This is a genomic window from Arthrobacter sp. ov407, assembly GCF_900102895.1.
GTDB lineage: Bacteria > Actinomycetota > Actinomycetes > Actinomycetales > Micrococcaceae > Arthrobacter.
In genome coordinates this window covers 244,586-267,745 of sequence record NZ_FNGD01000006.1, presented here as the reverse complement: position 1 = coordinate 267,745, position 23,160 = coordinate 244,586, and the positions used below count along the sequence as shown (strand labels likewise).

Here is a 23,160-nt window from a genome sequence, read left to right as displayed (position 1 = left end):
GCCCCAACCTTGTACTTAATCGATTAACATGATGTGATCTCCTTCACCGCAAACAGCTGAATGGGCGCCGCTTGGCTTCACCGGCACCCCCAGCGGCCCGAGAAACTCCATGGAGGATTCCCCATGACCCACCTGACTCGACGTTCGATACTTTCACTGGCTGCCCTGGGCGCCGCAACGGCAACGCTGGCAGCATGCAGCGGTGGCGCAGCAACCGGCGGCGCGGCCGCTGCCGCCTACACAGCCCCGGCCAAGGACATCAGCGCCACGTTGACCTACGCCATCTGGGACGCTGCGCAGAAGCCGGCCATGCAGAAGATCGTTGACCTGTTCAACGTCCAGTACCCCAATATCAAGGTCAACATCGACGTGACCCCCTCCAAGGGCTCGGCCTACTGGACCAAGATCCAGACCCTGGCCTCCAGCGACTCCCTGCCGGACGTCTTCTGGATGAACGGGCCCAAGATCAAGCTCTACGCCGAGAACAACCAGCTGCTCCCGCTGGACGGACTGGCCGAGGCCAAGGCCGTGGACACGTCCAACTACCCCAAGGCCTTGGTGGACCTGTACACCGTGGGTGGCAAGCTCTACGGTGTCCCGAAGGACTTTGACACCATCGCCCTGTTCTACAACAAGGCCCTGCTCCGGGAGGCCGGCGTGACCGAGCCCACGGCGGCGTGGACCTGGGATGACCTGAAGACGAGCGGCGACAAGATCTCCAAGTTCTACGCCGGCAAGGGCGTCTACGGCTTCTCCGGCGATCTGACCGGCGGCCAGACCAGCTACTACAACACCATTCTGGGTGCCGGTGGATCGATCATCTCCGCCGACGGCAAGAAGAGCGGCTTCGACGAGGCCGGTTCCATCGCGGGCCTGCAGTTCTGGCGCGACATCATCGACTCCGGTGTCTCCCCGAACATGCAGCAGCTGACGGACACCCTCGCCACCGACATGTTCACCTCGCGGAAGCTGGCCCTGCTCATGGACGCCTCCTACATCGTGGGCCCCACCCACGCGGCCCTGGGTGACGACATGGGAGTTGTAGCGCTGCCCAAGGGACCCACCAGCAACCAGGGTGTCATCCACGGTCTGGCCAACGTGATCCCGGCCAACGCCAAGAACCCCGATGCCGCCCGCGCCTTTGTCGCCTTCCTGGGCACCAAAGTCGCCGCCGAGGTCCAGGCCGAGACCGCCACCGTGATCCCCGCCTTCAACGACACCCAGCAGGCCTGGGTCGACGCCGTTCCGGGTGCTGGCCTGCAGGTCTTCCTGGACGCCGCCCGGACCGCATCGCCATACCCGATTTCCAAGAACACCGGGGCCTGGAACAGCCTGGAAGGCCAGCTGCTCCCGCAGGCGTTCGCAGGCACCAAGCCGGCGGCGGACATTGCCAAGGACCTGGCAACCAAGATGAACGAAGCGCTGTCACAAGAAGCATGAGCAATCCAACAACTGAGCTAAGAGCGGCCCCTGAGGCCGGCCCGGAGGAGAAGCCGGCGCCCCTGCGGCGCCGGCTGGTGGCCAGGGGCGACGGAGCGTGGCCGTGGCTTTTCATCCTGCCCACCGTTTTCGGCATCACAGTGTTCTATCTGTGGCCCATCATCCAGACGTTCTACTACAGCTTCACGAAGTGGGGCGTGTTCGGCGGTGCGAAGTTCATCGGCCTGGACAACTATGTCCGGTTGTTCAGCGATTCCTCCATCCCGCAGTCGCTGCTCAACACGATCATCTACACGCTGATCGTCCTGATGGGCATTCCGATCGCCGTCGTGCTGTCGGCGCTGATGGAAAGCCCCGGGCTGAAGTTTGCCGGCTTCTACCGAACGCTCTACTTCATCCCGTACATCACCATGCCGGCCGCCGTCGGCATTGTCTGGCGGTTGGTCTTCAACGGCGACTTCGGACCCATCAACTGGTTCCTGAGCCTGTTAGGCATCGAGGGTCCGTACTGGACCTCGACACCGGGATTCGCCCTGGCGGCCGTGGCCACGGTGGGCCTGTGGATGTCGCTTGGCTTCAACCTGATCATCATCGGTGCCGGCCTGCGCGAGATTCCGCAGGAGATCTACGAGGCTGCCGAGATGGACGGGGCATCACGCCTGCGCCAGTTCTTCTCCATCACCGTGCCGCTGCTGACCCCGAGCATCTTCTTTGTCTCGGTGGTGACGGTGATCAGCGGCTTCCAGCTGTTCGACTTACTCTACGTGATGATGGGCAAGGCCAATCTGGCCATGCCGCAGACGCAGAGCCTGGTGTACATCTTCTACAACCACGCCTTCCTGGAGAACGACAAGGGCTACGCTGCCGCCGTCGGCATCCTGATCCTGCTCATCATTGCCGCACTGACGGCCGTTCAATTCCGTGTCCAGAGGAAGTGGGTCAACTATGTCTGACTCAGCCATTCGAGCCGGTCGCCGGGTGAAGCGCGGGCGCAACGCGATCGCCCACGTGGTGCTCGGCGGCGGTGGTCTTTTGATGATCGCGCCGCTGATCTACCAGGTCATCATGTCCATCTCCACCAACGCGGAAGTTCAGAGCATTCCTCCCACCTTCTGGCCGTCCGAGGTCCAGTGGCACAACTTTGCCGATGTCTTCACCGTCATGAACTTCGGTTCCTCGCTGCGTGTGTCGGTGCTGATCACGATGCTGCGGGTCGTGGGCCAGGTGATCCTGTGCTCGCTGGCAGGATACGCCTTTGCCCGCATGCGTTTCCGCGGTCGGGGTGCGATCCTCGCTGTGATCCTGTCCATCCTGATGGTGCCCGGGCAGCTGTTCCTGATTCCGCAGTTCCAGATTGTGCAGAACCTCGGTTGGCTGAACACCATCGCCGGAATCGTGGCCCCCGGCCTCTTCAGCGCCTTCGGTGTGTTCCTGATGCGCCAGTTCTTCATGGGGCTGCCGGATGAGCTCGAAGACGCCGCACGCCTGGACGGGGCCAATCCGTTCCAGATCTTCTCCAAGATCATGATGCCGCTGGCGGCCAATGGCCTGTGGGCCCTGGCCATCATCACGGTCCTCTGGTCCTGGAACGATCTGCTCTGGCCGTTGGTCATTGCCTCCACGCAAGACGCCGCTCCGCTCAGCGTTGGCCTGGCGAACCTGCAGGGGGAGCACGCCAACAACTACCCGATCCTGATGGCCGCATCGCTGATGGCGATGGCCCCCATCCTGATCCTGTTCATTGCCATGCAGAAGAAGGTCATGGCCGGGATCGGGCGGTCCGGCCTGAAATAGGCCGCACCGCCCGGCCCCGGGCCCGACACGCTGCTCCACAAGCCTCATTTACCCCAGAAAGTTTTTTCATGGATCTCAAAGTTGGAATCGTCGGGTTTGGCATGCGTGCCGGCCTGTGGGAACACGCCCACCGCCCCGGTGAGGGTTCCGCCATCGTGATTGTGTGCGACACCAGCGCCCGTGGCCGGGCGGATGCGGGTGAGAGGATCCCCGGCGCGGTGGTGACCGACTCCCTGGACGAGCTGCTGGCCGCGGACCTGGACGCCGTCCTGGTGCTGACCCCGGACAACAAGCACGCCCTCGTGGCGGTGCAGACGCTGCGCGCGGGCATCCCCACGTTCTGCGAAAAGCCCCTCGACGTGACGCTGGAGGCGGCGGACAAGATCCTGAGCACCGCCTTCGAGACAGGCACCCGGCTGTACGTGGGGCACAACATGCGCCACATGCCCGTCGTCGTCCAGATGCGCGAGCTCATCCAGGCCGGCACCATTGGCGAGGTCAAGGCGGTCTGGTGCCGCCATTTCGTGGGCAACGGCGGGGACTACTACTTCAAGGACTGGCACTCCCAGCGAGCCAACACCACCTCGCTGCTGCTGCAAAAGGGCGCCCACGACATCGACGTGATTCACTGGCTGGCCGGCGGCTACACCCGCCGCGTCTCCGCCATCGGCGACCTGGCCGTGTACGGGGACGTCCCCAGCCGCCGGGACAACACGAACCGCCGGATGATGGACTGGTTCTCCCTGGACAACTGGCCGCCCACGCAGCAGACGGACCTGGCGGAGGTCATCGACGTCGAGGACATTTCCATGATGCAGATGGTGCTGGACAACGGCGTGCTGGCCTCCTATCAGCAGTGCCACTTCACGCCCGACTACTGGCGCAACTACACCGTCATCGGCACCAAGGGGCGGATCGAGAACTTCGGCGACGGACCGGGCGATTCCATCAAGGTCTGGACCACGCGGACCTCGCACGGCTTTGCCCAGCCGGACCAGGACATCGAAATCAAGGACGGCGACGGCGGCCACGGCGGCGCCGATCCGCTGCTGATCGCGGAGTTCCTGCGTTTTGCCCGCGAGGGTGGGGAGACCGCGACTTCCCCCATTGCCGCCCGCGAGTCCGTGGCCGCCGGCGTGCTGGCCACCCAGTCACTGCGCGGCGACGGCGGATCGGTCGAGGTCCCGGCCCTACCGGAGGCCTGGCTGGAGTACTTCAAAGCCGGCCAGCCCGCCCGCGTCATCCGGTAGGGACTGCCGCGTTGCGCCGTATGAATCCTGCGGCTCCGATGAGCCGCCCGGTGATGGTTGGGAGACCCACCGTCCGGCGCGCATGACCGCTCGGACGGTGAGGTTGGAGTCCAGTACGAGGACGTCGGCGCGTTTCCCGGGTTCCAGCACGCCCACTTCAGTGAGCCCCAGCATGGCGGCGGGATGCTGGGTGAGTGCTGTTAGTGCGTCGATGAGGGGCACTCCGGCCGTCTGCACCGCGTACCGGAGCGCGGCGTCCAGGGTGAGCGTGCTGCCGGCGATGCTGCCGTTGCTCGCAAGGCGGGCTTGTCCGTCGTGGACGTACACATCCAGGCCGCCGAGCTTGTAGTTGCCTTCGGGGGCTGCAGCGGCCGCCATGGCGTCGGTCACGAGAACTGGATTCGCCGGGCCGTTGAAGATTGTGCGGATCATCGCGGGGTGGAGGTGGACGCCGTCGGCTATCAGTTCGACGAACGTTTCCTGGTCTTCCAGCAACGCTGTGGCCGGTCCGGGTTGCCGGTGGTGGATGGGCCGCATGCCGTTGAAGATATGGGTTCCCGCGGTGGCTCCTGCACGGATGGCTTCCCGGGTCTGCTCGTAGGTGGCGTCCGTGTGTCCGATGGCAACGACAGCTCCGCGGTCCACTATCTGGCGCAGGGCTTCGAGGCCCCCTTCCAGCTCGGGAGCGAGGGTCACCATGCGTACGGTTCCGGCGCCCGCCTGCAGGAGCTGCTTGATTTCGCGCGGGTCCGGGGCGCGCAGGAGGTCCGCCGCGTGCGCCCCTTTGTGTGACGGGCTGAGCCAGGGGCCTTCGAGATGGATTCCGGCCAGCATGCCGCCTCGGACTTTTGGTGCGAGGGTCCGGACGCGTTCTTCGAGCTGTTCCAACGGTGCTGTGACCAGGCTTGCCATGATCGAGGTTGTTCCGTGGCGCAGGTGGATTTCAGCGATCCGGCGTGCAGCGGCCGGGTCGGCGTCGTTGAAGCTGTACCCTCCCCCGCCGTGCACGTGGGCGTCGATGAATCCCGGAACGAGGGCCGCGTCCAGGCGGATGTCGGGTTCGCTCGGCGGTTCCCCCCGGCCGATGGCTTGGATGAGTGTCCCGGATATTTCGATCCACCCCGGTTCCATCCACTGGCCGGCACTGAATATGCGTGCTGCTTCGATGATCATGACGGGATGCTTTCGTTCGTGAGCCCGGGTGCGGACGGGAGACTGTGAGAGATGGCTACGGCTTGTCAGACGCGTTGCAGTCTACTTGCGGCGGCCTCGTCGAGGATGACGGTGACCTTCGGGTGGAGTTGGATCATGGATGCCGGGAACTGCTCGGTGACGGGCCCTTCGATGGCCAGCGCGGCGGCCTCGGCTTTGCGGTGGCCGTGGGCGATCAGCAGCAGGTGCCGGGCTTCGGAGATCGTGCCCAGGCCTTGGGTGATGGCGTGGGTGGGAACGTCCTCCAGCGAGTCGAAGAACCGGGCGTTGTCTGTTCGGGTGCTGTCGGCCAGTTCAACCACTCGGGTCCGGGAAGTGAATGCGGACGGGGGCTCGTTGAAGGCCAGATGTCCGTTGGAACCGATGCCGAGGATCTGGATATCGACGCCCCCGGCAGCGCGGATGCGGGCTTCAAATTCTGAAGCCTCGAGAGCGGCATCCGCGGTCTGTCCGTCCGGGCTGTGGATGCGGGCGGGGGTCAGACCCAGCCGGTGGATGACTTCGCGGCGGATGACCTGGGCGTAGCTGTGTTTGTGTGTGGAGCCCAGTCCGAGGTACTCGTCGAGGGAGAATCCGCGCATTTCACTCAGATCGAGAGGCTCCCCGCCGAGTGCCTCGTACAGGGGCAGTGGTGATGAGCCGGTGGCCAGCCCCAGGACCGCATCCGGTTTCTCCCTTATCAGGGCGGCCACGATCCGGGCGCCGCGGATACCGGCTTGGGCGGAGGTGCCAGTTTGGATGATTTTCACGTGGGTTTCGTTGTTCCTGTCGTGCAACCGGGTTTCCCGGCGCCGGATGGCTTGGAATGTGGCGGCATTCAGCCGTGGTTCACTTCACGCTGCCGGCGGTCAGTCCGCCGATCAATCGCTTTTCGATCAGCATGAAGAGGATCACCACCGGTACGACGGCGACGATGGAGACACCGAAGACGTACTGCCATGCGGAGTCATACTGGCCGACGAATTTGGTCAGCGCGACGGAGAGCGGCTGGTTTCCTGCGGTCTGCAGGATCACGAGGCTGGCCGCGAACTCGTTCCAGCAGGAGACGAAGGTGAAGATGATGGCGGTGACGATGCCCGGCCAGACCAGGGGGAGGTTGATTTTGAACAGGACACTGAATCTTCCGGCCCCGTCAATCTGGGCCGCCTCATCGACTTCCTTGGGCACGCCGGCGAAGAAGCTGTGCATGATCCACACCGCGAAAGAGAGGTTGAAGGCGGCGTTGACCAGGATCATGGCGAGCCATGTGTCGATAATGTTCAGGGCGAGCATCTCCCGGAACAGGCCCGCAGTCAGTACCGCCGGCTGCAGCATCTGCGTCACGATCACCAGGAACATGAAGACCATTTTTCCGGGGAACTTGAACCTGGCCGTGTAGTATGCGGCGGGGGTGGCGACCAGCAGGACCAGGATGGTGGCGCAGGAGGCGATGATGATGGTTGAGATCAGGTTTTGCGGCAGTGGCGTCTCCGGCGTTGACCACATGGTGGCGTAGTTGTCGAAGCGGGGCGTGGCCGGGAGGTATTTCGGGGGGACGCCAAGGATCTCCGGGCGGCTCTTCAGCGACCCGATGGCCATGATCACGTAGGGGGAAATGAAGATCAGCGCGATGATCAGGCCCGCCGCCATGCGCAGGGCGACGCGAGGGCCGCTGGCCTGGTCGCTGCCGTAGCGCGTCTTGCGCCGTGCGGTGCTGACGACGGCGGGACCGGCCGGTGTTGTCTCGGCCACCGGCGAGAGCGTCGAATGTGCCACTAGTCCACTTCCTTCATGGGTTTGACGATTTTTATGTAGGCGGCCACGATCACCAGGACAATGGCGAAGTTGACAACGCTCATGGCGCTGGCAACATCCACCCGCTGGTCGACCTGGATCCACTTGAACATGCGTGTGATGAGGGTGTCGGCGTCGTATCCGGGAAGGGAGCCGGTGATGATTTTCAGGATCGCGAGGTTATTGAAGACGTTGATGATATTGATCAGCACTGCCACGGCGAGGCTGTCGCGAAGCTGAGGCAGGATCACACTGAAATACGTGCGGGCAGGGCTGGCGCCGTCCATTTTTGCGGCCTCAAGTACCTCTCCGGGTACGCCCTGCAGGCCGGCGAGGATCGTGTAGGAGGTGAATGGCATGGAGACAAAGACTGCGGTCAGGATGGCGACAATGAACGCGGAGGGCATGCTCTTGGTGAAACCGAAGGGGGCATCGATCAGGTGCAGGTCCACCATGAATTTGTTGATGATGCCGTAGAAGGGGTCCAGGCCGTAAACGAAGACGGTAGTGGTCATGACCACGCTGGCCGCCCAGGGCACAATCACAGCCATCCGGACCAGGGTCCGCCCGGGGAAGGGCTTGTTGAGGAACTGTGCCAGCGCCAGGGACAGCACCACTGTGATGATGACGACGGCAGCAACCCACACCACGGTGTTGGCCAGGACGCGGGGCAGGGCCGGGTCGGCAAAGACCAGCGTAAAATTCGTCAGCCCCGCGGAGCCGGTGTCCGTCCCGTAACTGCTGATCGAGCGGAACGCGTTGTAGATCATGTAGCCGGCGGGGAACAGGACGATGCCGACAACCAGCACCAGGCAGGGGGCGATCCAGGGCAGCGCCTTCCAGATGCTGTCCCGGCCACGGCCGGTCTTGGGACGCCGGGGCGCAACCGGCCTGGCCGCGGGGGTGTCTTGGGTATCGCCCTTGGCGACTGTTGTGCTCATGGGAGATTCTCCGGGGTTTCAGAGGGTGGATCTGTCAGGGGATGGCCGGCGGGTGACATTTCCGTCAATCACCGGCCATCCCTGGGGCCTAGGAAGCGGCGTCGGCCTTGGTCTGGATGTCCTTCAGCACTGATGCCGGGTCTGTTCCCTGCGCGATCTGGCCTATCAGCGACTTCACCGCGCCCTGCGTTGCGGTCCAGGCCTTGTTGGTGGACGGGTAGAACCTGGCGTTGGGCAGGAGGTCAAGGAACAGTTTCGTATCCGGGTTGGATGAGAGTTTTTCGGAGCCTGACTTGGTGGTGGGCAGGAACCCTTCCGCTGAGACCCACTCGGTGTAAACGCCGGTCGAGTAGAAATTGTCCAGGAACTTCCTGATCGCGTCCTGCTTTTTGCCGTCGTTCTTGAAGGCCATCAGGTGGTCAGCGACGCCGAGGGTGAAAGGCGATCCGTCTTTGGTGGGGATCGGGGCGACACCGTATTTCAGTGCCGGGTTCTTGTCCTTGATCTGGCCCACGGTCGGTGGCAGGGCCTCGATCATGCCCAGCTGGCCCTGGATGAAGACGTTGATCAGCGGAGTGCGGTTGGTGGCGCCGGCGTCGGCCTGCGTGACTTTGCCGTCCACCAGTTTCTTCATGAAATTGGCGCCTTCGAGGTTCTGCGGAGTGTCCACGCTGATCTTCTCGGCATCGCCGTAGCCGCCGCCCGCACCATAGAACCAGAGGCCGGTTTCGCCCTGAGCCTCCTCGGAACCGAGCGGGAGTCCGTATCCGGGAACGCCGGCCGCGGTGATCTTCTGGGCATCCGCTTCCAGCTCATCCCAGGTCTTCGGGGGAGCGGAGATTCCGGCTTTCTCGAAGAGGTCCTTGTTGTAGAAGAGAGCCCGAGCGGAGGCGATGAGCGGCATGCCGTACTGGGTGCCGGATACGGAGGCGTTTTTCACGAACGTGTCCTGGAAGTCCTTCGCCGTGGAGTCCGAGAGAACGTCCTTCGCCGGGTACAGCAGCTGGTCCTTGGCGAAGCCCGCGAAAGAATCAATGTTGAGGATGTCCGGGGCCTGATTTCCCTGGATCTTGGTTTTCACGACATCGTTGATATTGTCCCAGGACTGGACTTCAAGGTTCACCTTGATGCCCGGGTTGCCGGCCTCGAAGTCCTTGATGATGCTTTCCCAGCGGCCCTTGGTGCCGTCGGAATAGCTCGGGACCAGAAGGTTGATGGTGTTTTCGGCGGTGCCGGCGGTGCCGCCAGATCCACCGAACCCGCAGGCGGAGAGCAGCATGCTCGCTGCCGCGATCGAGGCGAGTGCGCCGGTGTGCAAGGACTTCTTCATAGTCTTCCTTTACTTTCAAGGGACGTCATCCGCCTCCGCCGCGGGCCTGAAGCACGAAAGCCTACGCAAGCGTGAGAAGAACGAGTTTTTGACGATTTATGATGTAAGCATCAATAAAACAATCACTTGTAATCATGACGCTCGTTGATTCTCCCGTGATGCAGCTCTCAGGTCAACCCCTTTGTGCTGCTACTGCTGCGGAAGCCGTCACGTCTGATGGACGCCGGGACCAACACGCCGCCCGGCGGGGTTCGCTATTCGGTCATTTCCCTTACGGGCTGGAGTCCAAGGACCTCATTCGCGTGTTGATGATGTTTACATGCGCCAAACAATCAGTAATAATCATTCAGTCGGGTGATTTTGAAACGTCGCCGCCTGTTGCGCGCCTTCACGGTCCCTGATGGTCTGATATCTGATCCCTCTCCAGAAGGAGCCTGTCCCATGACTGTGCCGCATACCGTCCGTTCCCTGCCTGGCGCCCACATGGAAACCGAACTGTCTTCCCAGCCCGAGGTCTGGGCGAGGGCTTCCGAGCAGGCCCGGGCCGAAGCCCGGAGCCTGCTGCCCGCCGACGGGCAGAAAATCGCGGTCCTCGGGTGCGGCACGTCGTGGTTCATGGCCCAGTCCTATGCGGCCCTCAGGGAATCAGCAGGCCGTGGGGTGACGGACGCATTCGCGGCGTCCGAGGCCTTTGTCGACCGCGGCTATGACGCGGTCGTTGCCATCACCCGCTCCGGGACTACCACCGAGGTCCTTGAAGTCCTGGGCCGGCTGCAGAGTACCGTCCCCACGGTGGTACTCGTCGGTGACACCGACTCGCCCATCACGGGAGTCGCCGGCTCCGTTATCGGCCTGCCGTACGCTGATGAAACGTCCGTCGTCCAGACCCGGTTCGCCACCACGGCGCTGGTTTACCTGCAGACCGCGCTGGGTTACTCGGTGGATTCGGCGATCACCGATGCTGGCGCCGCCGTGACGGAGCCGGTGGCCCGGGAGCTTATCGACGCTGAACAGTTCACCTTCCTGGGGCGCGGCTGGACAGTCGGTCTGGCCCACGAGGCGGCCCTGAAGATGCGCGAAGCCTCCCAGTCCTGGACCGAATCGTACCCCGCCATGGAATACCGGCACGGGCCCATTTCCATTGCGGCCCCCAACCGTGTCACCTGGCTCTTCGGTGGGGAACCGCAGGGACTGGCCGCGGACATGGCAAGCACCGGGGGGCTGTATATCCACCGCGGCACTGCACCGCTCGCCGAGCTGGTGCGCGCCCAGAAAGTTGCCCTGGAACGTGCCCGATCCCGTGGACTGGATCCCGATCAGCCGCGGAACCTGAGCCGATCCGTCATTCTGGACGCCTGAGCAATGAATGATGACGGCGGACGCTTCGGCACCGACACCGTGCCGGCGGTGCTGGCGTTCGACGTCGGCGGAACGGACATGAAGGCAGGCATTGTCCTGCCCTCCGGGCGGATCATCGGCCTGCAGCGGCTGGCCACCCCCCGTCACCCTGAAGGCACGGGAGAAGCGGTGATTCTCCAGATGGCAGAACTCGCGGCGGACTTCCGGGACCGGTACACGGACTATCCCTGTAGCGCTGCCGGGCTCATCGTCCCCGGCCTCGTCGATGAAGCCACGGGCACAGGCATCCTCTCAGCGAACCTGGGATGGAAGGACTTCCCCTTTGCCGCGCGCGCACGGGCCGAACTCGGACTCCCTGTTGCCTTTGGGCATGACGTCGCGGCTGCGGGGGAAGCCGAGTTCCGGTACGGGGCTGCCAAAGGTACGGCCGACGCGGTCGTCATCGTCATCGGAACCGGCATCGCAGGGGCGGTATTCAGCGACGGCAGGCGCCTGACCGGCGGCGGATACGCCGGCGAGCTGGGTCACGCCCCAGTACCGGACCCCGATCATCCCGGATCAACGACCATCCTCGAAGCCGTCGGCTCGGCCGGAGCCATAGCCGTCCGCTACGCCGCCGCCACCGGCCGCAGCGTGGACGGCGCGCAACAGGTCCTGGCCCTCGCCTCAGACGGAGACCAAGACGCTATCCGGGCCTGGGATGAGGCCATCGACGCGCTTGCACTCAGCATCGCCCACTGCATTTCGATCCTGGGGTCCCAGACGATCGTCATCGGGGGCGGTCTGTCCCAGGCCGGCGACTCGCTGCTGGTTCCCCTGCGGACCCGCGTGGACGATCTCCTGACCATACACCGGCGCCCCCTGATCGTTCCCGCCGAGCTGGGCCAAAACGCCGGACTGATCGGCTCCGCGCTCAAAGCCCGTGACCTCCTGGACACCATCAGATCGGACAGCGAGGCCTCATGAACTCCCCGTCAGCACACCAAGCGCTCATCGTCACCGTCACACCCAACCCCGCCGTGGACGTGACCTACCACGTCAACGGCCTCCGCCTTGGCCAGACCCACCGCGTCTCCCCACCCCTGGAACGGGCCGGAGGCAAAGGACTGAATGTCGCACGCGTTGCGCACCAGATGGGCCACCGCGTCCTGGCCGTGGCGCCGGCGGGCGGAGCTTCGGCAACGGTCTTCCGCACGGAGCTCGAGGCCAGCGGAGTGCCCCACAGGCTCATCCCGGTCACCGCAAACACCCGTCGAAGTATCGCGTTCGTGGACACCGCCCAGGACATGACCAGCATATTCAACGAACACGGACACCCCCTGCTGGCTTCCGAGTGGCAGTCGCTGGCCGCCGCCGTCGCCGAGACCCTCGCCGAGACCGACGACGGGAGCCCGGACCGCACTGCACCGCGCTGCGCGGTACTGGTCGGGTCGGGAAGTCTCCCCGCGCACGCCCCCGAAGACTTCTATCCGGAACTGGTCAGGCTCGCCCACAGGCACGGAACTCCCGCGGTCATTGACACCTCCGGCAGGGGAATCCTGGACGCCGCACGCGCGGGAGCAGACCTCCTAAAGCCCAACCACCAGGAACTGATGGAAGCCACAGGGGAGAGCGACCTGCACCGGGCGGCGCGCCAACTCCTGGACCTGGGCGCCCGGACGGTTCTCGTGAGCGCTGGCGCCGAGGGCATGTATGCCTTCACGGCCGAAGCCCCGGACATTCATTGGAGAGCCCGGCTGCCTCAGCCTCTGACCGGCAACGCCACAGGTGCCGGCGATGCGGCCGTCGCCGCCGCCGCGGTGGCCCTTGCCGCGGGCGAGAGCCACCCCGAGGCCATCCTTCGTGCGGCCACCGCCTGGTCGGCAGCCGCCGTGCTCATGACGGCCGCCGGCGAAATTTCACCGCGCCATACCGAACTGGCACGGCAACTCATCGTCACAAGGGAGGGGCACCGGTCATGACTCTGACACCCACTGCGGAACTCATGGGCAACGCTGTTGCCCGCGGCATCGGACAGGGAGCCTTCAACGTCATACACCTGGAGACAGTTGAAGGCCTGATCGCAGGCGCAGAGAGGGCCGGTCTGCCACTGATACTGCAGATCTCCGAAAACTGTGCAAAATATCATGGCGGACTCGAGCCGCTGGCTCTCGCATCGCTGGCGCTGGCACGAAGGGCGAGCGTGCCCGTCGCCCTTCACCTCGACCACGCCGAAGATGAGCAACTGGCAATGCAGGCCGTGGATCTGGGCTTCGGATCCGTCATGTATGACGGGGCCCACCTCGATTACGAGGCCAACGTCGCGGCAACGGCGCGCGTCACCGAATATGCTCATGCCATGGGCGTATACGTGGAAGCGGAACTGGGCAAGGTCGGCGGCAAGGACGGTGCCCACGCCCCCGGCGTGCGCACCGACCCGACGGAAGCCGCCGACTTCGTGGCCGCAACCGGAGTAGACGCACTCGCCGTCGCCGTCGGATCCTCCCATGCGATGACCCAACGCAGCGCCATGCTCGACCTGCAACTGATCGACCGCCTGCACCGGAGGCTGGATGTCCCGCTGGTGCTGCACGGGTCCTCGGGTGTCGCCGACAATGACATCGCAGCCGCGATCGCCGCCGGAATGACCAAGATCAACGTCTCCACCCACCTGAACGGATTCTTCACCCGCGCCGTGCGCCGCTGCCTCGACACCGATCCGGCCCTGGTCGACTCACGCAGGTACTTCCGGGCAGGCCATGACGCGCTCGTGCCCGAGGCCGCCAGACTGCTGACCCTCTTCACCACTCTGGAGAAAGACTCATGAACCGCACCGAACGCCTGAACGCCATCCTGAACCTGCTGGCCGAAAGCGGACAGGTCGAAGTGGACGAAATCATTGAAAAGCTAGCCGTGTCACCTGCCACGGCCCGGCGTGATCTGGACAGCCTGGCATCCCAAAGGCTGCTGTCCCGCACACGAGGCGGGGCGGTCAAGGGCTCCGTGGCCTACGATCTACCCGGCCGCTACAACCGCGATGACCATTCTCAGCAGAAACAGCTCATTGCCCAAGCAGCCAGCAGCCTCATTCCCCGCGGCGCCGTCGTCGGCCTCACCGGCGGCACAACCAGCACCGCTATCGCACAGGTCCTCTCGACGAGAGCGGACCTGAACGTGCCATCGAACCGGCCGGCCCTGACTGTGGTGACCAACGCGATCAACATCGCCGCCCAGCTCGCTGTGCGTCCCAACATCAAAATCATGGTGACCGGCGGAATCGTGAACGCCCGCTCTTACGAACTGGTGGGACCCTTCGCGGATGCGACCCTGCAGAAGGTGGCCCTGGACCTCGCCTTCATCGGCGTCAACGGCGTGGACCCTGTACTAGGGCCGACGGTGAACGACGAAGGCGAAGCCACCGTCAACTCACTTATGGCCCGGCGCGCGTCCGAGGCATACATGGTCGCGGACTCGTCCAAAATCGGCCAGAGAACCTTCGCCACCATGAGCGGATTCGACTTCCGCAACCTCATCACCGATGCCGGCATCACCCCCGCCGACCAGGCCGCCTTCGAATCCAGCGGCGTCAAAGTCATCATCGCCCGCTGACAAACCCAGGGAAGAGCGGCCGCCTGCTGATTGAGCTTCAGCCTAGCTCCCGACCAATCGGAATTCAGCCCAGAGCGGGTAGTGGGGACGTGTTCAGCTCGGGCGGCGGCCAGAGGCCGGTGGGGACAAAGGCCTCGTAGAGCGGGTCGCCGATGCGGTCCAGGTTGGAGTCACCCAGGACCGCCGCACCCAGAAGTACATGGGCATCTTCGACGACAACAAGGAAGAGACGCGCGTGCCCACAAGCTCCTGGAAGAGATCTACGAGCACACGGAAGCACTCCGCGCGAGCGTAAAGAGCTACCTGTGAGTCCGGCGACTCCTTAATGAGCGCGCCTGCACGCTCCGGCGGCACACGCCGCCGGAGGGCGCTACAGGGCTGAAGGGCATGCCGGAAATACCCTGACCCACCGGGGCAGGAAAAGCGGACGACGGCGGGTCCTCCCCGCCGTCGTCCGCTTGCATTGGGTGCCGCTCCCCTACAGGGCCGACCAGCCGCCGTCGGAGGCGAGGATGGCGCCGTTGATATTGGTGCCGTCGTCGCTGAGCAGGAACGTGATGGACGCGGCGAGCTGCGCCGCGGTGGCGGGCGTGGGGACGGCGGCCTGCATCAGCGGGCCGAGGCGTTCGGCCGCGAGCTGGGATCCCCAGTTGGCCACGATGTTGGTGATGGTGGGGCGGCCGGGGGCCACGGCGTTGAAGCGCAGGGAGGCCTTTCGCTCCCGTTGCAACCCGGACCAGGCGTCCGCCATGCGACAGCACCTCGGTCCCGACGTCCCTAGATCATCGATACTTCTCGACCTCCGCCGGAGGCCGCGGTGGCACGAACCATGACGCTCCTCTTGTCTGTGACATGCGTCTCAAATAAACACGGTCGCAGGCGGGAACCGCCCATAGGCAGGTAATGTTATCTATTCGTAATATTGCCTGACCGAAATGTGTTTGAATATGCCTGCAGACTCCACTAAAGAAGACAAGCCGAAACAGCTCCTCGGGCTGAGTGGCACCCAGACTATTGGCTCGGCGTTGGCCGCGGTGACCTCTGCCTTGGTGGGGTCCTTTCTAGGCGTCGCCGGGACGCTTATCGGCGCCGCACTCGGCTCTATCGTTGCCACAGTGGGTGCCGCTCTGTATGCCCGAACACTCAGCTCGGCAGCCACCGTGGCATTGACGAAAATCCCAAAGCGACGCGGGGGCGGACTGCCCGCTGACGACGGCGACGTGCTGGCCGCCAGCGCTCCGGCCGAGAGCGACGGACCTCGAGCCAAACGGCTGAAGAGGCAGTTCACCCCCAAGACCTGGATCAAGGTCGGGGCGGTCAGTGCTGCCGCATTCGCCATCGCGATGGTCGGCGTCACTGCAGTCGAATTCGGAACCAATCGGCCCATCTCCAGCCTCGTCTCGTCGACGTCGAGCATCGAGGGCGGTGCGACCGGGCCCACGACGACGCTGGGCAAAGCATTGGGCGGCAATCCGGCTGTCCCGGACGGGACGGACGCATCGACTAAGGACGTGGCGGAAGTGCCTGGGAAAGTCGAGGAAGGCGCCAACAAAGAAGGTGGCCTGACTACGGACGGCAGCCCCAGTGGCGGAGTCACCGGCTCGGCCGGAACCGCAAAGCCGGGAGCCGGCGAATCAAGCGACACCCCGCCGGCGGACGTCGCCCCCGAAACAGTTCAGAGCCCGGAGCCTGCCCCCGCAACCGAACAGCCCACGGCGCCTGCGGTGTCCTCGGATTCGGGATCGGCCGAGCAACCCGCGCCGTGATGGGGCAGTGATGGTGGGCCGGGGCGACTGTGTTGTGGCGGCTGACTCATCGGACGAGGACCCCCGGATTCTCAGCAGTCAGCCCGCGCCCTGGCCTTCGCGGGCCACTTCTTCCAGAATCCTGGCTGTCGGCGCTGCCGTCATCAGCTGCCCTATCACCTCGGGCTTGTCCCACACCTGGCTGCGCAACTTTTCCAGAAAGCCGGTCGCCGCGTCCCTGGTGTCGAAGTCAAGGAGCACGGCCACGCTGTTCTGGTCCTCGGTATCCCGGAACAAGCGGACAGACCGGGCGCCCGAGGCGGCACGGCCTGCGGGATCCGTGTCGAACACTTTCTTGAAAGCCTCGTAGTCCCGGACCGGATAGCTAATCTGCAGGGTGAACATCGTCGTTCCTTTCCCTCGGGCTGTGGCAGGGACCACGATAGGCCGTCCAGCATCATCCCGGTAGGGCCGGAGGGTGGACTTGACCGGGTGTTGCGCTGCCCTCCTGAAACAGGGGAACGGGCGACACAAGCGGACGACGGCGGGCGGTCCCGCCGTCGTCCGCTTGCGTTGGGTGCCGGTTCCCTACAGCGCGGACCAGCCGCCGTCGGAGGCGAGGATGGCGCCGTTGACGTTGGTGCCGTCGTCGCTGAGCAGGAAGGCGACGTTGACCACGGAGCCGGTGCCGGCGTCCAGCATCAGCGGCACCACGGCGCGGGTGAGGCGCATCAGGGCGGTGACGTTGGCCCAACGAGAAGTTGCCCCGCTCGCGTTACCGCCTGTTTTTAACGCTGCTGAGGCTGAACTGTATGATCCTGTCCTGGCTGTCCTCGCTGAGTTTCAGGACTCGAACCTCCACGTCATAGCCGTCAACGACAGCAGAGACAGAACACGCTTCATACATGCCCGTGACGTTTGACGGCAGCGGAGAAGTCTCGCAGTCGCCCTTCACTTTCGCACCGTTCAAAGCTTCGTCACTGATGCGCTGCACGTCAGCGGGTGCTACTTTCTGTTCCGTCCGGTAGCTGCGCCACATGCTGTCACAGTCCACGTCGTAGCGGATGCAGAACGGTCCGCCCGTAATGTTCTCCCCCTCCGCGTTCCATCCCGGATCAGGGTGCATCCGGTCTGCGATCGCAACCATCGGTGCCGTCGCAATATCGTGGGTCACCTGAAGGATTGCAGGGATGCCAAAGATGACTGCGAGCACGATGAGGACTATTTTCAGCCACATCGGAAGCCATCGCCTCTTAGGCTGCGGTGAGCTGTCAGAACGAGTCTGCATGCCTTATTGTCGCCTCTGTTCGTGTTTCGCAGGATCTTCCATTCCCGTCTCCGTTACAGCGAGAAACTCCGAATCATCCGGGAACGGACTGCGAATCCCGACAGTTGGGAAAGCGACACGATCATGGCCGGCTATCTCTGACCGCCATCGCTCAGTCCCGAGTTTACGGTCAGGAACTATTGGCGTGGATGACTAAGTAAGACGCAACTTTCGCGCTCCACACCAGCGGAGGACGGCGGGGCTCCCCGCCGTCGTCCGTATGTGTTTGATGCCGCTCCGCTACAGCGCGGACCAGCCGCCGTCGGAGGCGAGGATGGCGCCGTTGACGTTGGTGCCGTCGTCGCTGAGCAGGAAGCTGATGGACGCGGCGAGCTGCGCCGCGGTGGCGGGCGTGGGGACGGTGGCCTGCATCAGCGGGCCGAGGCGTTCGGCCGCGAGCTGGGATCCCCAGTTGGCCACGATGTTGGTGATGGTGGGGCCGGGGGCCACGGCGTTGAAGCGCAGGCCCTTGGGCCCGTACATCACGGCCGAGTTCTTGGTCAGGCCGACGACGGCGTGCTTGGACGCGGTGTAGGCGGCCCCGGCGGCGGACCCGCGCAGGCCGGCCTCGGAGGCGACGTTGACCACGGAGCCGGCTCCGGCGTCCAGCATCAGCGGCACCACGGCGCGGGTGAGGCGCATGAGGGCGGTGACGTTGATCCGGAACACGCGGTCCCAGAGCTCGTCGTCCACCTCGTGGATCGGGGCGAAGTTGTCCATGATGCCGGCGACGTTCGCCAGGGCATCGACGCGTCCGCCGGCCGCAGCGACGACGGCGGCCACGGTCTCCTCGGTGGAGATATCGCCGGCCACGGGGACCAGGTCCAGCCCGGCGTTCTCGGCCACGAGATCGTCCAGGCGTTCCTTGCTGATGTCGGCGGCGATGACGCGGCCGCCTTCTTTGGCGATGCGCAGGGCGGTGGCCTGGCCGATGCCCGAGGCTGCGCCGGTGACGATGACGGTCTTGCCGGCGAATCGGCCGATGGTGGTGGCTTCCTGCCATGAAGCTTCGTTGCCCATGATGTCCTTCCAGACGTTGCTGACGGTGATGCAGCCCACTTTATGACACTCCGTGTCATTATGGAAGAGTGAATACTGGTGGGATGCCTTCGGATGCTTTGACGACCGCCGTTCCGCGCCCCGCCGGGCGCCCGGTGACGATTGATCCCGACGCCGTGGCCGCCATCGCGCTGCAGCTGTTCGCCGAGCGCGGCTATGAGCAGACCTCCATGGAGGACATCGCGCGCGAGGCGGGGATCGGGCGCAAGAGCCTGTACCGCTACTTCTCCAGCAAGGCCGAGCTCGTCTGGGGCGGCATGGAGCCGGTGGTCGAGACCTCCGGCCGGGTGCTGGATTCAGCGCGCGGTGGTGCTTCCGACGGCGACGTCCTGGCGGGGCTGCGCGAGGCGGCCGTCGCCGGGGTTGCCGTTTTGCCCGACCTCGCGGTCACGCGCGGCCGGCTGCGGCTGATCGCCGAACACCCCGAGCTCGCCAGCCGGAGCTATGAGTCCCTGACGCCGCAGCGGGAGCGGACCCGGGCCTACCTAGTTGCGGCCGGGGTCAGCGAGGACGTCGCGAGGTACCTGTGTGCCGCGCTGATCGGCGCGACGTTCGAGGCCTGGATGCAGTGGGCCGCGGGAACGGACCCGGACCCGACGCCGTACTTGGTGGCGGCGGTGGGGGTGCTGCGGGTGCCGGAGGCTTAGGTCGTCGGACCACACAACCCAACTGGCTCCAGGTCCCGAAAGACGACTGCAGAATTGAGTAGCCTCGGGACGTGCGGTGTGTTTTGCTGGAGCCGGACCGCTATTCACGATGAGCCGTATGCGGATCCTCATCACCGGCAGGGTGATTGCCATTGGCAAGTACGAACGATGTGTTCTCTACTGCTGCAGCCATGCCTGGTGGAGCTGACTTAGGGCGTGCACTTGGCCGCGCGAACTCCGTAGCCGTCGCGCGCTCAGGTAGATTTTGAGCGAACAGTAATCGAGTGGATCCTTATGGCTGTTACGAGGCCATAACGACCAACACTCTCGACTGAATTAGGCCCGATTTGAGGAGAAAGCCGTGGAATTGCTGGTTGAGCAGGTCAAGCCGCTTGTCGCAGAGGTGGCAATCCGTGCCTAGCCAGGGTGAACACCCGAGCAGCGCCACCGAAGTGCCGCTGAACGCGGACGTGGCGGCTGATACGAAAGATGCCGGATCGGGTCCGGGTGCAGCATTGCGAGGTAAAAGCCGAGATTGGGTTGAACTGACTATGTCGGACGAAGGCGAAGAAGTTGCCATCGCTGCAGCCGCCGAACGCCAGGAGCTCCAAATTGAATTGCTCCGTGCCATCAACAGCGACTCGTTGGTTGTCCTAACTGGACTGGGAACATCACTCGGAATCCCTAAAATTGGGGATCGGAAAGCACCTACGATGTGGAACCTTTGGCAAAAGGTTCAGTCTCTTCCGACATTTGCGGCCGCAACAAAAGATCTATCTCGTGACCTCATCGAGTCAGAAAACATTGAGCATCTTTTGTCACACATTCAGGCTCGCTTGAGTGTATATGAAGCCAATATAAACCTCGGCTCATTTCTAAACGAAGCCGAAAGTGTCATTCTCGAGGCATGCAGTTTTGTTGACGATGCTACTTCCCTCGACATGCACCAGATGTTTCTCCGAAAGATCGGCCGCAGGTCGTCTCGATTGCAGCGCACGAAGCTTTTCACCACCAACTACGACCTGGCATTCGAAGTGGCGGCCGCGCGCTCCCGCTTTCACCTGATCGATGGTTTTGGGCTCGCAGCCCACCGCGAGTTTGATGGTACGGCTTTCGATATCGATTTTGTTCGTCGTGGCCCCAACGACAGACTCGTTTTGGAAGAAAATGTCTTGCATCTCCTCAAGCTGCACGGATCGGTGGACTGGGAGAGGAACGGTGCCGCAGCAAAAAGGATTGAGGGGCGCCCCAATGACCCCGTGCTCATCTACCCCGCGGCCAACAAGTACCAGATGAGCTTTCGCCAGCCCTACCTCGAGATGATGTCCCGGTTCCAGATGGCCCTTCGCTTGCCGAACGTTGCCCTCCTCGTCGTTGGATTCGGATTCAATGACGAACATATCGCCGCCCCCATCGAGGCTGCCGTCAGAAGCAACGTCGGGTTGCGGTTGCTAGTCGTCGATCCTGCAATCAGAAATGAAGCCAAACGAAGTCAGTCAATCGCGTGGCTTGAGAAGCTTGCTATGGACGGTGACCATCGGTTGACCCTGATTGATGGGACCTTTAATGATCTTGTGCGACTAATGCCGGACGCGTCGGAGTTCGACGAGCGACAGGCGCATGCTGAACGCATTTCACGCGTGGACGAAACTGGAGCCATGTAATGCTCCACATGTTCTCCCAAGACCGACTCGCAGGGACTGTATCGAGGGTCGAAGGTTCTTTTGTGCACGTCACCCTCCCCTTGGCAAGTGATCTTCCTGGCATTCATTTTGGCCAAAGGCTTGGTTTCGGCGAGGTCGGAGAATTCCTCGTCGTGGAGGTCGCTGGACTCGGGATTTTTGGCCGGCTCGTTGAGGTCATAGGATCTGGCGGCGAACGCTCGAGTCGAGGGCAGATAGAGGGTTCCGCGCCACGCAACGAGGGTCGACTTCAACTTCTGTCGTCTGTGGATCACTCTGGGAATGCGAAGCGCGGCATAGCCGCATATCCGCGCCTTGGCGATCGTGTCTTTGTAGCGAGCGAGGACACAGTGTCGGCCGTAATCGCCGGCGACTCGACCGGAGTGCCGGATTACGGCATCGATATGGGGACGCTGGCAGTCGGCAACGGAATTAATGTAAGTATCTCAACCCAGAAACTCTTCGGCCGACACACGGCGGTCGTGGGAGCCACAGGTTCTGGCAAGAGCTGGACGCTTGCCCACCTCGCGTCCAGCATCCTGGATCAGGGCGGGCGCATGATCTTGATTGACGCTACTGGCGAATTTGGAAGTCTAGGTAAGTCGGCCGTGCACGTTGCTCTGGGCGGCAACGCAAATGAACCGAACGCAACATCCGTATCTCTGCCGCATTGGCACATGCGGGAAACGGATCGAAATGCATTCATTGCACCTTCTGGAGGATCGCAGTTACCCAAACTGCGGGCGGCCGTACGATCACTTCGGATGCATCGCATCCTCGCTGCTACTGACCCGGCCCGGATTGCGGCCAACGGACTTCACGGGCACATGGCCGTCCCGGGGAGGCTTTCAAAAGCCAGCCAGAACCGCCTAGCATTTGAAACGGTGGCTCGTGAGCTCATTACTCACATTGAAAACCCATTCGGGGAATTTGACTTGAGAGCACTGTCGAACCAAGTGATGGAAGAATGTGTTTGGCCCACCGATAAGAACTCACCAGAGAAGTTTGGCGGTGTCGACAACAACTCGCAGGGCTACATCAGCAGTCTTGTAGGCCGGATTGACGACTTGATCCAGACTCCGGAAATTATGTCCGTCATCGGCGATGACCTTCAGAGCCCCAGCTTACTAAAGGTCCTGTCGGAATGGATACACAGTAACAAACCGGGTATTTTTCGAATTTCGCTTCGTAACTTAACCTTTAGCCACAGCCTCAGGGAGATTCTTGTCAATGTTATTGGGCATACTCTTCTATTGATGGCGAGACGCGGCGACTTCAGGGAAAATCCTATTGTCGTCGGACTAGATGAAGCCCATCAATTCTTCAATGTGACCGTGGGGGATGAAGTAACAGCTCATTTAGACGCGTTTGATCTGATAGCAAAGGAAGGTCGGAAATATGGCCTGACTGTTTGCTTAGCGACGCAGAGACCCGGCGACCTTCCTACTGCCGTCCTCAGTCAGGTAGGCATGCTTATCGTTCATAGACTCGCCGACGGACGGGATCGACAACGCGTCGAAGAAGCAGCGGCCGAGTTGGATATGTCGGCCATGAAGCTCTTGCCCGGTCTCGTGCCCGGAGAGGCCATATTCATGGGCGTAGATTTCCCTGTGCCCGTGAGCGTCAGGGTCACTAGGCCTGTCTTCCCTCCCGAATCCGAAGGACCCAAGTATGAAACGGGGTGGGTCCGCAGGAGGACTAGAGCGGATGACGGAGGCGAAAGCATCCATGACAAGGGCACGACAGCAGCGCCTCTCGAGGGAGAAGGATCGAACAATGTAGCCTCTTCTGACGGCGGCCAGATGCTAACGGCCGATTTGTAACCTTGCCTATTGCGCATCAGACGCACGGCGGCCTCAGAAACGGCCAGCAAGTCAGTCGATAGGATCTGACCAGGCTCGCTATCCGCCAGCAGGTCAGGCGGCCAGCCAGCCAGTCCCGCGTGGGCGGACGACGATCACAGGGCATATGTAAACGTTCACGGTGAGGCTACCGTCCTATCTCACCATGGAT

23 protein-coding genes are annotated in these 23,160 nt (G+C 63.3%); 13 read left to right on the top strand and 10 right to left on the bottom strand.

What is annotated here, in order from left to right; translation table 11 throughout:
- The first annotated feature begins 123 nt into the window (after nucleotides 1–123).
- The 4 genes from BLS42_RS10095 (at nucleotide 124) to BLS42_RS10080 (ending at nucleotide 4,484) form a co-directional block, all read left to right on the top strand.
- Nucleotides 124–1,440: an ABC transporter substrate-binding protein gene (locus BLS42_RS10095; protein ID WP_176803338.1), complete on the top strand. Its 1,317-nt coding sequence runs from the start codon at nucleotides 124–126 to the stop codon at nucleotides 1,438–1,440.
- Complete coding sequence (locus tag BLS42_RS10090; RefSeq protein WP_090580311.1) at nucleotides 1,437–2,393, top strand: carbohydrate ABC transporter permease; 957 nt, start codon at nucleotides 1,437–1,439, stop codon at nucleotides 2,391–2,393. The genes BLS42_RS10095 and BLS42_RS10090 overlap by 4 nt, the downstream gene beginning before the upstream one ends.
- Nucleotides 2,386–3,234: a carbohydrate ABC transporter permease gene (locus BLS42_RS10085; protein ID WP_090580308.1), complete on the top strand. Its 849-nt coding sequence runs from the start codon at nucleotides 2,386–2,388 to the stop codon at nucleotides 3,232–3,234. The genes BLS42_RS10090 and BLS42_RS10085 overlap by 8 nt, the downstream gene beginning before the upstream one ends.
- A 68-nt stretch (nucleotides 3,235–3,302) precedes the next feature.
- Nucleotides 3,303–4,484, top strand: coding sequence for a Gfo/Idh/MocA family protein (locus BLS42_RS10080; protein ID WP_090580305.1), 1,182 nt, complete (start codon nucleotides 3,303–3,305; stop codon nucleotides 4,482–4,484).
- Here BLS42_RS10080 and nagA read toward each other — a convergent pair.
- The 5 genes from nagA to BLS42_RS10055 all read right to left on the bottom strand — a co-directional run bounded on the left by nagA (nucleotide 4,425) and on the right by BLS42_RS10055 (nucleotide 9,740).
- Complete coding sequence (gene nagA / locus BLS42_RS10075) at nucleotides 4,425–5,657, bottom strand: N-acetylglucosamine-6-phosphate deacetylase (RefSeq protein WP_090580303.1); 1,233 nt, start codon at nucleotides 5,655–5,657, stop codon at nucleotides 4,425–4,427. The genes BLS42_RS10080 and nagA overlap by 60 nt on opposite strands.
- 65 nt (nucleotides 5,658–5,722) lie before the next feature.
- Complete coding sequence (locus BLS42_RS10070; RefSeq protein ID WP_090580300.1) at nucleotides 5,723–6,445, bottom strand: glucosamine-6-phosphate deaminase; 723 nt, start codon at nucleotides 6,443–6,445, stop codon at nucleotides 5,723–5,725.
- A 79-nt stretch (nucleotides 6,446–6,524) separates the two neighbouring features.
- Nucleotides 6,525–7,451, bottom strand: a complete 927-nt coding sequence (locus BLS42_RS10065) for a carbohydrate ABC transporter permease (RefSeq protein ID WP_256336378.1) — start codon at nucleotides 7,449–7,451, stop codon at nucleotides 6,525–6,527.
- Nucleotides 7,451–8,410 (bottom strand): carbohydrate ABC transporter permease, encoded by a 960-nt coding sequence (locus BLS42_RS10060; protein ID WP_090580299.1) that lies wholly within the window; start codon nucleotides 8,408–8,410, stop codon nucleotides 7,451–7,453. The genes BLS42_RS10065 and BLS42_RS10060 overlap by 1 nt, the downstream gene beginning before the upstream one ends.
- 88 nt (nucleotides 8,411–8,498) lie before the next feature.
- A complete protein-coding gene (locus tag BLS42_RS10055) occupies nucleotides 8,499–9,740 on the bottom strand; it encodes an extracellular solute-binding protein (RefSeq protein WP_090580296.1) in 1,242 nt (413 codons plus the stop codon).
- 441 nt (nucleotides 9,741–10,181) lie between these two features.
- Here BLS42_RS10055 and BLS42_RS10050 point away from each other — a divergent pair, with 441 nt between their 5' ends.
- The 5 genes from BLS42_RS10050 to BLS42_RS10030 are packed head-to-tail and all read left to right on the top strand — an operon-like array spanning nucleotide 10,182 to nucleotide 14,687.
- Nucleotides 10,182–11,099, top strand: a complete 918-nt coding sequence (locus BLS42_RS10050; protein ID WP_090580291.1) for an SIS domain-containing protein — start codon at nucleotides 10,182–10,184, stop codon at nucleotides 11,097–11,099.
- A 3-nt stretch (nucleotides 11,100–11,102) separates the two neighbouring features.
- Nucleotides 11,103–12,065 (top strand): ROK family protein, encoded by a 963-nt coding sequence (locus tag BLS42_RS10045; protein ID WP_090580288.1) that lies wholly within the window; start codon nucleotides 11,103–11,105, stop codon nucleotides 12,063–12,065.
- Nucleotides 12,062–13,060: a 1-phosphofructokinase family hexose kinase gene (locus tag BLS42_RS10040; protein ID WP_090580285.1), complete on the top strand. Its 999-nt coding sequence runs from the start codon at nucleotides 12,062–12,064 to the stop codon at nucleotides 13,058–13,060. Before BLS42_RS10045 ends, BLS42_RS10040 begins: the two co-directional genes overlap by 4 nt.
- A complete protein-coding gene (locus BLS42_RS10035) occupies nucleotides 13,057–13,905 on the top strand; it encodes a class II fructose-bisphosphate aldolase (RefSeq protein WP_090580282.1) in 849 nt (282 codons plus the stop codon). The genes BLS42_RS10040 and BLS42_RS10035 overlap by 4 nt, the downstream gene beginning before the upstream one ends.
- The gene (locus tag BLS42_RS10030) at nucleotides 13,902–14,687 is read left to right on the top strand and encodes a DeoR/GlpR family DNA-binding transcription regulator (protein ID WP_090580279.1); all 786 of its coding nucleotides are present in this window, start codon (nucleotides 13,902–13,904) and stop codon (nucleotides 14,685–14,687) included. The genes BLS42_RS10035 and BLS42_RS10030 overlap by 4 nt, the downstream gene beginning before the upstream one ends.
- Nucleotides 14,688–15,165: 478 nt before the next feature.
- On the opposite strand, the gene BLS42_RS10025 is transcribed toward BLS42_RS10030, so the two are convergent.
- A complete protein-coding gene (locus BLS42_RS10025; protein ID WP_371129548.1) occupies nucleotides 15,166–15,438 on the bottom strand; it encodes a Rossmann-fold NAD(P)-binding domain-containing protein in 273 nt (90 codons plus the stop codon).
- Nucleotides 15,439–15,634: 196 nt separating this feature from the next.
- Here BLS42_RS10025 and BLS42_RS10020 point away from each other — a divergent pair, with 196 nt between their 5' ends.
- Nucleotides 15,635–16,453: a hypothetical protein gene (locus tag BLS42_RS10020; RefSeq protein ID WP_090580277.1), complete on the top strand. Its 819-nt coding sequence runs from the start codon at nucleotides 15,635–15,637 to the stop codon at nucleotides 16,451–16,453.
- Between the two features lie 78 nt (nucleotides 16,454–16,531).
- On the opposite strand, the gene BLS42_RS10015 is transcribed toward BLS42_RS10020, so the two are convergent.
- The 4 genes from BLS42_RS10015 to BLS42_RS10005 all read right to left on the bottom strand — a co-directional run bounded on the left by BLS42_RS10015 (nucleotide 16,532) and on the right by BLS42_RS10005 (nucleotide 18,779).
- Nucleotides 16,532–16,837 carry a hypothetical protein gene (locus tag BLS42_RS10015; protein WP_090580274.1) on the bottom strand — a complete coding sequence of 102 codons (306 nt, stop codon included), beginning with the start codon at nucleotides 16,835–16,837 and terminating at the stop codon, nucleotides 16,532–16,534.
- A gap of 183 nt (nucleotides 16,838–17,020) precedes the next feature.
- Nucleotides 17,021–17,164 carry a hypothetical protein gene (locus BLS42_RS20215; protein ID WP_176803337.1) on the bottom strand — a complete coding sequence of 48 codons (144 nt, stop codon included), beginning with the start codon at nucleotides 17,162–17,164 and terminating at the stop codon, nucleotides 17,021–17,023.
- 43 nt (nucleotides 17,165–17,207) lie between these two features.
- Nucleotides 17,208–17,645, bottom strand: coding sequence for a hypothetical protein (locus BLS42_RS10010; protein WP_143019173.1), 438 nt, complete (start codon nucleotides 17,643–17,645; stop codon nucleotides 17,208–17,210).
- 354 nt (nucleotides 17,646–17,999) lie between these two features.
- Nucleotides 18,000–18,779: an SDR family NAD(P)-dependent oxidoreductase gene (locus BLS42_RS10005; protein ID WP_090580453.1), complete on the bottom strand. Its 780-nt coding sequence runs from the start codon at nucleotides 18,777–18,779 to the stop codon at nucleotides 18,000–18,002.
- Nucleotides 18,780–18,862: 83 nt separating this feature from the next.
- Between BLS42_RS10005 and BLS42_RS20730 the strand changes: the two genes are divergently transcribed.
- The 3 genes from BLS42_RS20730 to BLS42_RS09990 all read left to right on the top strand — a co-directional run bounded on the left by BLS42_RS20730 (nucleotide 18,863) and on the right by BLS42_RS09990 (nucleotide 22,970).
- On the top strand, nucleotides 18,863–19,465 hold the full coding sequence (locus BLS42_RS20730; protein WP_090580266.1) for a TetR family transcriptional regulator: 603 nt from the start codon (nucleotides 18,863–18,865) through the stop codon (nucleotides 19,463–19,465).
- Nucleotides 19,466–19,878: 413 nt separating this feature from the next.
- Complete coding sequence (locus BLS42_RS09995; protein WP_143019172.1) at nucleotides 19,879–21,129, top strand: SIR2 family protein; 1,251 nt, start codon at nucleotides 19,879–19,881, stop codon at nucleotides 21,127–21,129.
- 62 nt (nucleotides 21,130–21,191) lie between these two features.
- The gene (locus BLS42_RS09990) at nucleotides 21,192–22,970 is read left to right on the top strand and encodes an ATP-binding protein (protein ID WP_176803335.1); all 1,779 of its coding nucleotides are present in this window, start codon (nucleotides 21,192–21,194) and stop codon (nucleotides 22,968–22,970) included.
- The last annotated feature ends 190 nt before the right edge of the window (nucleotides 22,971–23,160 follow it).

Coding starts and splice junctions, on each gene's coding strand:
- BLS42_RS10085 (WP_090580308.1), top strand. CDS start 2,386: ATGTCTGACTCAGCCATTCGAGCCGGTCGCCGGGTGAAGCGCGGGCGC.
- BLS42_RS10080 (WP_090580305.1), top strand. CDS start 3,303: ATGGATCTCAAAGTTGGAATCGTCGGGTTTGGCATGCGTGCCGGCCTG.
- BLS42_RS10090 (WP_090580311.1), top strand. CDS start 1,437: ATGAGCAATCCAACAACTGAGCTAAGAGCGGCCCCTGAGGCCGGCCCG.
- nagA (WP_090580303.1), bottom strand. CDS start 5,657: ATGATCATCGAAGCAGCACGCATATTCAGTGCCGGCCAGTGGATGGAA.
- BLS42_RS10055 (WP_090580296.1), bottom strand. CDS start 9,740: ATGAAGAAGTCCTTGCACACCGGCGCACTCGCCTCGATCGCGGCAGCG.
- BLS42_RS20730 (WP_090580266.1), top strand. CDS start 18,863: ATGCCTTCGGATGCTTTGACGACCGCCGTTCCGCGCCCCGCCGGGCGC.
- BLS42_RS10030 (WP_090580279.1), top strand. CDS start 13,902: ATGAACCGCACCGAACGCCTGAACGCCATCCTGAACCTGCTGGCCGAA.
- BLS42_RS10025 (WP_371129548.1), bottom strand. CDS start 15,438: ATGGCGGACGCCTGGTCCGGGTTGCAACGGGAGCGAAAGGCCTCCCTG.
- BLS42_RS20215 (WP_176803337.1), bottom strand. CDS start 17,164: ATGCGCCTCACCCGCGCCGTGGTGCCGCTGATGCTGGACGCCGGCACC.
- BLS42_RS10035 (WP_090580282.1), top strand. CDS start 13,057: ATGACTCTGACACCCACTGCGGAACTCATGGGCAACGCTGTTGCCCGC.
- BLS42_RS10060 (WP_090580299.1), bottom strand. CDS start 8,410: ATGAGCACAACAGTCGCCAAGGGCGATACCCAAGACACCCCCGCGGCC.
- BLS42_RS10015 (WP_090580274.1), bottom strand. CDS start 16,837: ATGTTCACCCTGCAGATTAGCTATCCGGTCCGGGACTACGAGGCTTTC.
- BLS42_RS10050 (WP_090580291.1), top strand. CDS start 10,182: ATGACTGTGCCGCATACCGTCCGTTCCCTGCCTGGCGCCCACATGGAA.
- BLS42_RS10020 (WP_090580277.1), top strand. CDS start 15,635: ATGCCTGCAGACTCCACTAAAGAAGACAAGCCGAAACAGCTCCTCGGG.
- BLS42_RS10005 (WP_090580453.1), bottom strand. CDS start 18,779: ATGGGCAACGAAGCTTCATGGCAGGAAGCCACCACCATCGGCCGATTC.
- BLS42_RS10040 (WP_090580285.1), top strand. CDS start 12,062: ATGAACTCCCCGTCAGCACACCAAGCGCTCATCGTCACCGTCACACCC.
- BLS42_RS10045 (WP_090580288.1), top strand. CDS start 11,103: ATGAATGATGACGGCGGACGCTTCGGCACCGACACCGTGCCGGCGGTG.
- BLS42_RS10095 (WP_176803338.1), top strand. CDS start 124: ATGACCCACCTGACTCGACGTTCGATACTTTCACTGGCTGCCCTGGGC.